Raw genomic sequence first — 8,223 nt, 5'->3', positions numbered from 1 at the left:
TCTTTATTTGGCAATTTTACTAGCTTTTTCATTTTAACCCTTTTTTGGCATACTCGCCAAAGTGAGATGCACCCCTGCATTAACTGCGATCGAACGTGTCAAACTATTAGTGCTAAACGGTGTTGTTCCCCCAGTAACTGAAGCATTAACCCCCGCAGTACCGTTACCCACTCCGTTACTTCCATCCCACGCCCGAAACGTAATTTTTGGTTCACTTCCAGTGGTACTGTAATAATCTGGGTTGGGTACAAACCGGACTTTCCCAGGCGTTTGCAGTGAAACCCGCGTCAAGTTAATGTTAGCTTGCGCCGAGGTTGTGTCGTCACCAAGGAATAGAAAATTAGGAGTTTCATAAGGATCGATCGCGCCAGTAAATGCAGCATAATCTCGCAGCGGGCCGGTAAGTATAACATTATTGCTGTCGGAAATAAAGTAATTGTCGCCTAGAATTTTCAGAGTATAGTTAGTAGCAAGATTAGTGTTATAAGCAACATTTTCAGCAGCAACAAATAAGCCATTAGTTTGTCCGCCTGGATTCGGAGTAATGTTGTCGCCTTGGGCAAAAATATTGCCGGAAGTTGCAGATAGTTGCTGGAAACCGATTTCAATTGCTTTGCGATCGCTAGTAACCGCAACAATGCTAAAACCAGCTCGATTTTGATTCGTGCGGGATTCCGAGATGATTTGCAGATCAAAAGATAGGCTAAAGCCAGAATTGCGATCGAGCGTAGTAAATGACGAATTCAAAGGATTTACTGTGTAGCCAGCATAAATACTATTAGCATCAGTGCTGTTTAAATTAGCTCCATTCCCGCTAAATATTTCTGAAGCAAGAACAGTCGGAGAAGCGGGATTTAAATTAGTCAAAGACAGCCAATTTTGAGAACTGGGAGTGTTACCAAGTAAGCCATTATAAAGAGGAGTCAAGCCGAGCACTGTTGCTGAACTTTCCGACACTGTGCCGAAATTTGTCCAAGTATTGCCGTTAGTTGAAAATTGCCAGTTGCCGTTAGTATTGTCTGCGGCGGTAACTGCGACACCCAAAGCATCGCCATTCGCGTCATTTCCTAACTCGCTAGAGGTGTTGAAAATACTAAAGCCCGTGTTAGCTGCATTGGCTGTGTCTTCATCAATTGCGATCTGCGTATTAACAGGATTTACAAAAATTGGAGCGCTGTTGAGCTGCGGGTTGCGGAGACTATTAATATAAATAGTATTAATTCCGCCGTTGGGCAAACCCAAGGAACCGGAACTATTCACAGCATAATTAGCAGTGACGCTGACACCGCTAATAGCGCTAGAAAACTCGACAATTCCCCCGTTGTTTGGTGCGGAAATTTGAACCTTAGCGGCACTCCCAAAGGCTCCGTGGGTTCCCGATGTCCTCCAGGCGATCGCATCTACTGTATTGAAGTTTGTAGTGCTAGTATTATCAACATAAACAACATCTGAAGCTGCGAAATCCCCATCAAAATTTCCCACGGGGAGCAGCTTTGTCAAAAATCCACCTTCAAGGCTCAATCGAATGTTCCAATCATTATTTGTTCCCGACGGTATGGGGTTGTAGGCAATCTCTTGATTGGCGGTTGAACCGCCGATCGCAATTATTGTTCCTGCTTTAAACACAGGAGCAATACTCGCCATATTCGTAAATTGGTAAGCTGAATATTTGGCTGTTGTTGGAAGAGTTGAGTCGCCCACAAAATAGCTCTGAAGCTGAGTTGCACTTACATCTTCTGTTAGCAGTAACTCTACATATTCATTGCCAGTCAAGTCTCCGGTAGCGCGCCGGAATTCGTTAATAATTATCTGTCCCATTTAGATGCACCTAAATTAGAGATAAAAATCCGATAAAATGTGCCAAAAACATTCACCAGCTTGCAACATTCAAGTAGGTGAATATTTCGTATTTTACCCTAGCGTCAGACCGTTCGCTTGAAATATGGAGAAAATGTGAGGATATGACGCACCATACCAGAGGTGCGGATAGATGATTCACAACTTAACCTGCATCACAGGGGATTTAAGCCCCCACCTTTAGATGGATTGTTTTTAGGCTGGGACTTAAATCCCCTGCCTAAAAACTTCGCTGTCAACTGTCAACTGTCAACTGTTAACGCACTCCTACTGATAATTTATATGAACTAAGGAAAAATACTATAAGTTGAATTTAGCCAATCAAATTTATAATGTCAAGCATCCGGTTACATCAATAAATTTTATTTATATAATTTTTGATATGCGGCTAATTAGCCGCATATCAAAAATGACTAACAAACTATATCGTGTTTGCATCGCTAACGAATTAAAACACTTCATTTTCGATTCCCACCCACCATTCGCCCAGATTCATTAAATCTTGGTGAAGTTCCGCAAGTTCTGTGATATATTCTTCAGCAGAAATGTCCGATCGCCTTTCTTGCAGTTTTTTCAGTCGCAGTTGCACCAGCAGCCACGGTTTGGAAATTCCGTCGGTTGCTTCAATATATTTAGCTAGATTTTTGCTGTTCATTGTAATTAATCAGTAGTTAGTAGTCAGTAGTCAGCAGTCAGTAGTCAGTAGATATCTTGCACAAATCTTAGATTAGAGATAGAAACCGCAGATTAACGCAGATTAACGCAGATGTATTTCAAGATTGTTTGCGATTTTTGCAAAAGGTCAACTGACAACTGTCAACTGACAACTGTCAACTGTCAACTGTCAACTGACTATCTGTAATCCGAAGTCTGAATGTTCTTCAACTTCGCCGCATATTTCATGCCGTATTCTGGGCGGCAGAAGCGATCGATCTGAGACTCGAAAAACGCCCGATTCGCCTTCAAATGCTTCGGATTTGGGTCATCCAAAGGATATAATAGCGCAACCCGCAAAGCTTGAATAACCCCCGAAGTAACGCAGTACATCGATCGCTGGAACGTCACCCCAATTTGATTTAGGATATCATCTTCGCCACGACACCGCTGTTTGTAGAAATCCATCAAATAAGGCGGCAGGAAGTGCAGCATATCTTGTGCTAGCAAAGTCGGCGGAATTCCAGCAGTTCCTACCGGGAATTTATCTGCATACAAAACTCCGTAGTGGAAGTCTTTTTGATCGTCGGGAACTTCCCTGGCTTGCGCGTTGTACGATTTGGTTCCCCGGAACGGCGAAGTGCGGTAAAATATAGCTTCTACGTAAGGTAGCGCTGCTTCATACAGCCAAGTAAAACCTTTAGATTTCGGGATTATTTCGTAGGTTTCGCCGTCGATGACAACGTGGTGGTAAATCGGACGACCTGCGATCGCAAATATGCCATTTGTGATGAAATCCATCGCCTGCGGGACAGTGGTAACTTTGCCTTCGTCGTACAAGTCGGAAACTTCAAAAAACACCGGGGCCATGACTTCCCAAAACAAGCCGAGATTGCTGTAATAAGACATCTGGCGGCACTGTTCTAAAAACATTTCGGGGAATGCTTTGTGCATAGCCAGCATGAACGGGTCTTTTTTGAAATAAGCTTTAATGGCGCGATCGGCATTAGCTTTGTATTCGTCGCTGTCGAGATAAGGGTCAAACTGATTGACAGGAACGTACATCCCCCGGTGCCAAAGCATCGACCTCATGACCTCTTCGGCAAATTCCATGTTAATGCGATCGTGCCACAAATGGTGAAACAGTCGCGACTTTTTGCCAGTTTCACCATTTTCCATGAACTCCAAAAGTTCCGGGTGTGCGCTTCCAGTCCCCCGCCAAATCCGTAAATCTGCACCATCACCTGAATAGTGATTTTGCAAATCTAAATACTCCTGGGGTAAGAAGTATTTAAAGAAGGGCAGCGGGTGTAAAAATACCCGTTCGGCGATGTAAAGTAAATCCCGCCAGTAGAAGTCCATCGGCACCGCGTAGGCCTTCCAAATCGCGATGATTTGCATCAGATTTTCCGGCGTATCTGGAATCATCGCGCCGCCAGCTTCCAGTCTGTGAATTACTTCGGCAAATTCGTGCTTGGAAGGAGGCAATTTAGTTGCTGGTTTAGTAGGTGTTTGTACCATTGTTTGTTCCTTGGTTTGAATGAATTTGACTATTTAGAAATATTTGGAATTAGGCCTAGGGCTTACGCACAGGCAGTCAGAAATTTGTTTCCTTTACGAATATTTTTCGTTAAAGTCACGAGGAATGGTAAAAAACTAAGGTTTGAATGTTTTTATGCCTCCAGGAATGTCGGAGGCAATCTTCTTGTTCGCAATTCCAGGCTCTGCGGACAAATAGCGCAAAATTATGCAGTTAATCGTCCTTTTTGTCATCCCAAGGCTCCCGGCCTTTGGGAGAGCGGATGTTAATTACTGAGCCGTTCGAGCGGGTAATAGAAAAAGCATCAAATTCACCGTCGTCCATCTCGCCAACAACTCTGATTGTTTCACCTTTGGATACATTAATATCGCGCCAGGAGCGGGGGCCAGCATCGATTCTAATTTGACCGCTGCCGTCGTCGATAATCCACTCATTTTCATCAGCGTCTCCAAAACCGACTACTTTTCCAGAGATGGTAATTGGTGTTCTCGACGGTCGCAAATTGCTGATTCGAGTTAGGGATTGTGCAAAGGCAGAAGTGGCTGCTCCAGATGAAAGAATGGTTACCACTGCGAGCAAACTAAAAATCTTTTTCCGTTTCATGAGTTCTTATTTCCTGGCAATCAGTGCTATTTTGTCAGTGAGCTAAAACTCTCGCGTCTATTTATGAAGCTGCCGTAGTTGACGGCTCTATCCTATTTTAACACATTTATAATCTGCTGGGACAACGAAGAAGAAGAAATGAGAAAGAAGAAGAAAGCAGAATCATCAAAGACTCGTACTTTTTCCATCTTCCACTTTCTCACGCTCTATTTATCCGGCTGATAGCTAACAGCTACTTGAGAATATCTGCCCGTTGACAGAGTTACTGCCATCGCATTGGTAGTAGATTCGCTCCACTTCAGCAGCCACACCGGTTGCACTCCCAAGAAGAAAATGAGAGCGGCTAAGACTAGGGCTGGCATATTTTCGGAAAACTTAACCGCAGGGTAGTAAGCCGTGGCGTTGTCCAATTTTCCAAAACAGGTGCGGTTGAGCAGAATTACAAAGTAAACTGCTGTTAACCCGGAGGCTAAAATGCACAGCAAAGTCGGAATTGGAAATGCTGAAAAACTGCCTTGGAATACTAAAAATTCGGCGATAAAACCGACTAAACCGGGAATGCCGGCGCTTGCCATGCCTCCCAAAACTAACAGGGAACTTGCTGTGGGCAAACCTCGCAACGGGTTCATCAAGCCGTTGAGTACGTCCAAATCCCGCGTGCCGGCTTTGGTTTCGATGATGCCTACTAGATAAAACAGCAAAGCTAAAATCAAGCCGTGGCTTACCATTTGCCCGACTGCACCGATTAAGGCGAGTTTTGTTCCGGCTGCACAGGCGACGAGGATGTAGCCCATATGCCCGATCGAACTATAGGCTACCATGCGCTTGATATCTTTTTGGGCGATCGCGCTCAAAGCACCGTACATCACGCTGACTGTACCAATTATCGCTAAACCGGGAGCGATAATCGACCAAGTTTCGGGAAACATCTGCAAACCAAACCGGATTAAACCGTAAGTTCCCAACTTCGCCAAAACCCCTCCCAACAGAATTGCGGTTGCTGGCGAAGCTTCGACATAGGCATCCGGTAGCCAAGTGTGCAGGGGAACTAAAGGAATTTTAATTGCCAACCCCAGCAGCACAATTGTTAGCAGGATTAATTGCGTTTTCAAGGACAAGTCTTGAGTAGTAATCGCACTGTAATCGAAGTTTAAAGAGCCGCTCAGCCAAGCTACACCCAAAAATCCCGCTAAAACTAAAAGTCCCGAAACTGCCGTGTAAATCAGAAACTTCATCGCAGCGTATTCCCGCTGCTTGCCGCCCCAAATCGCAATCAACAGGTAAAACGGAATTAATTCTAGTTCGTAAAACAGGACGAACAGCAGCAAATTTTGAGACATTAAAGCTCCCACCACCCCCGCATTGATCAGTAAAATCAAAGAGTAATAAAGTTGGGGGCGAGCGATTTCTTCACCGGTACCATAGATTACTAATACCGTCAGTAATCCGGTTAAAACCACCAGTGGCAAAGATAAGCCATCAACCCCTAAGTTGTAGCTCAAACCTAATTGGGGAATCCAAGGCAAATATTCTTGAAATTGCAGTCCTGAATTTGTCGTATCAAATTGAGTCAGCAGCAGGATATTCAACAGAAAAACAGCAGCAGCGAAAGCGGAGGCTACTGAACGCACCCGCATCGTATTCATGTTTCCGGGCAAGAACCCGACTACCGCAGCGCCCAACGCGGGCAACCAGAGCAAGGCACTAAGCATAATGTGTGAACAGTGAAGAGTAAAGAATCTATTTTCTAGGTTTTAGCCATTAATGATTTGAGAGTTTAGATGTTGACTTTACCCCAAATTATTAATCACAAATTGCATTAGGAATCAGCAACAATACTGATAGCACCCGTGTCTAAATCGTAGTATCCACCAACAACTTTCAGTTTGTTCTCCTCAATTAACTTAGAGATAACTGGAGATGCTTTCAACCTTTTAGCTTGCAGCAAAACATTAGCTTTTACGGCATTTTCGAGATGATCGCCCGGTTGGTTTTTCGAGCTTTCTACAGCAGGCTTAATTGAATCGACTAAACTGCCAATTTGGCCGGGAACTTCACCGCCCTTGAGGGTTGCACCTACCGCACCGCAGTTTTCATGCCCGACTACCATCAGCACTTTTGCTCCCAACAACAGCGTGCCAAATTCCAGGCTGCCCAGTTCTTCTGGAGTAACCACATTTCCGGCCACGCGACAGACGAATAAATCTCCAAATCCCTGATCGAAGATAATCTCGGAAGGAAAGCGGGAATCTGCACAGCCGAGAATAGCAGCAAAGGGTTTTTGACCTTTGGCTACTTCGGTGAGCCTGGATAAGTCTTGGTGGGGATTTGTGCGTTTTCTGTCAACAAATCGCTTGTTCCCGTCCATTAACTGTTTTAAAGCAGCATCGGGAGTCATGTCATTTTGAGCAATTGCTGGTGCCGGTGCAGCCACATCAGCGCCTAGTCGTGTTGCGAGTATTCCTGTACCTATTGCTCCTGCTACAAATTTGAGTGAATTACGTCGGGAAAGATTGACTGGTCGGTTATTGTCTTTCATGTATTTGGCATTGTTGGATAGGGTTTGAAATCTTTATTCAAGATTTCATTTATTTAAAATTTTAGGTTGTAAATGTCACCTAAAATTTTATACGTTATATCTCTTTACCCACCAACAATTAACGAGAGGCGAGCCAACAGAGGCCAGCTTACTAGCAGTCCCAAAAGTGCAACTCCGAACAAAATTGTCAGGGCGTAAAATTGAGTTTGACCGTTGACGTTGTATTTGAGGCTCTGTCCGCCGAAAACTGTGGCTAAACCGATTAAGTTTACGAATCCGTCAACAATATTGCGATCGATCCAGGATATGATTTGGGATATCAGACCGACTGCAAATACCACTGTGACGCGGTAAAGTTGGGCGGTGTAAAAGTCGTAGGCAAAGAAGTCTTGCACGGCTTGAGAACCAATTCGCACTGGTTTTTCCCACTTTTCGTTGAGATAAATAAATGCCCCTGCACCGATGCCGATCGCACTTGACAAAACTAACAGTCCCGCTGCTGTATAATTCAAAGTTGCCAAAGGCAGCAATTGCCACGCTGCGAGCAAGTGCGGAACGTGCAAGGTAAATCCCATTAACACGGTCATCGGCAAGATAAAAGGCCAGGAAACTTCCGGGGAACGTTCGGTCATTTGCTTTGGTTTGCCGCCGAAGACTAAACCGAAAACGCGCACTAAGCCAAAAGCAGTTACGCCGTTGACAAATAGCAGGATTCCTAACAGTGAAGGGTGGGTATTCCAAAGCCCGCCTGCTAATTCTGATAAAGCCCAGAAGCAGCCGAAGGGTGGAAGTCCAATCACTCCAGCAGCGCCGACAAGAAATGATATGCCGGATATTGGGCGCTTCGCCCACAAACCGCCAAGAGCTCGGACATCTTGAGTGATGCTGTTCCAAACTACTGAACCGATGCTCATCACCAACAAACCCATTGCCAAGGAATAAGCAAATATCAATAGACCTCCTGCGAAAGTCTGATATAATTGTCAAATAAATAGAAGTTCAACGCATCAAAAATGAGTTACGAAAAAGT

At 44.5% G+C, this 8,223-nt stretch carries 7 protein-coding genes; all 7 read right to left on the bottom strand.

The features are described 5' to 3' along the window. Positions 1-33: 33 nt before the first annotated feature. The 7 genes from QUB52_RS28060 to QUB52_RS28030 all read right to left on the bottom strand — a co-directional run bounded on the left by QUB52_RS28060 (position 34) and on the right by QUB52_RS28030 (position 8,146). The gene (locus QUB52_RS28060) at positions 34-1,818 is read right to left on the bottom strand and encodes a choice-of-anchor Y domain-containing protein (RefSeq protein WP_332973050.1); all 1,785 of its coding nucleotides are present in this window, start codon (positions 1,816-1,818) and stop codon (positions 34-36) included. A 487-nt stretch (positions 1,819-2,305) separates the two neighbouring features. Further along, complete coding sequence (locus tag QUB52_RS28055) at positions 2,306-2,512, bottom strand: hypothetical protein (protein ID WP_265240080.1); 207 nt, start codon at positions 2,510-2,512, stop codon at positions 2,306-2,308. A gap of 197 nt (positions 2,513-2,709) precedes the next feature. Next, on the bottom strand, positions 2,710-4,032 hold the full coding sequence (locus QUB52_RS28050; protein WP_265240081.1) for a CO2 hydration protein: 1,323 nt from the start codon (positions 4,030-4,032) through the stop codon (positions 2,710-2,712). A 232-nt stretch (positions 4,033-4,264) separates the two neighbouring features. Beyond that, on the bottom strand, positions 4,265-4,654 hold the full coding sequence (locus QUB52_RS28045; RefSeq protein ID WP_265240082.1) for a NirD/YgiW/YdeI family stress tolerance protein: 390 nt from the start codon (positions 4,652-4,654) through the stop codon (positions 4,265-4,267). Positions 4,655-4,860: 206 nt separating this feature from the next. Continuing rightward, complete coding sequence (locus tag QUB52_RS28040; protein ID WP_265240083.1) at positions 4,861-6,366, bottom strand: NADH-quinone oxidoreductase subunit M; 1,506 nt, start codon at positions 6,364-6,366, stop codon at positions 4,861-4,863. 107 nt (positions 6,367-6,473) lie between these two features. Next, complete coding sequence (locus QUB52_RS28035; protein ID WP_265240084.1) at positions 6,474-7,193, bottom strand: carbonic anhydrase; 720 nt, start codon at positions 7,191-7,193, stop codon at positions 6,474-6,476. 104 nt (positions 7,194-7,297) lie between these two features. After that, positions 7,298-8,146 (bottom strand): proton-conducting transporter transmembrane domain-containing protein, encoded by an 849-nt coding sequence (locus tag QUB52_RS28030; RefSeq protein ID WP_332976318.1) that lies wholly within the window; start codon positions 8,144-8,146, stop codon positions 7,298-7,300. Positions 8,147-8,223: the final 77 nt, after the last annotated feature.

This window comes from Microcoleus sp. A6-C6 (genome assembly GCF_036705955.1).
Classification (GTDB): domain Bacteria; phylum Cyanobacteriota; class Cyanobacteriia; order Cyanobacteriales; family Microcoleaceae; genus Microcoleus.
This window is presented reverse-complemented; position numbering and strand designations above follow the sequence as displayed.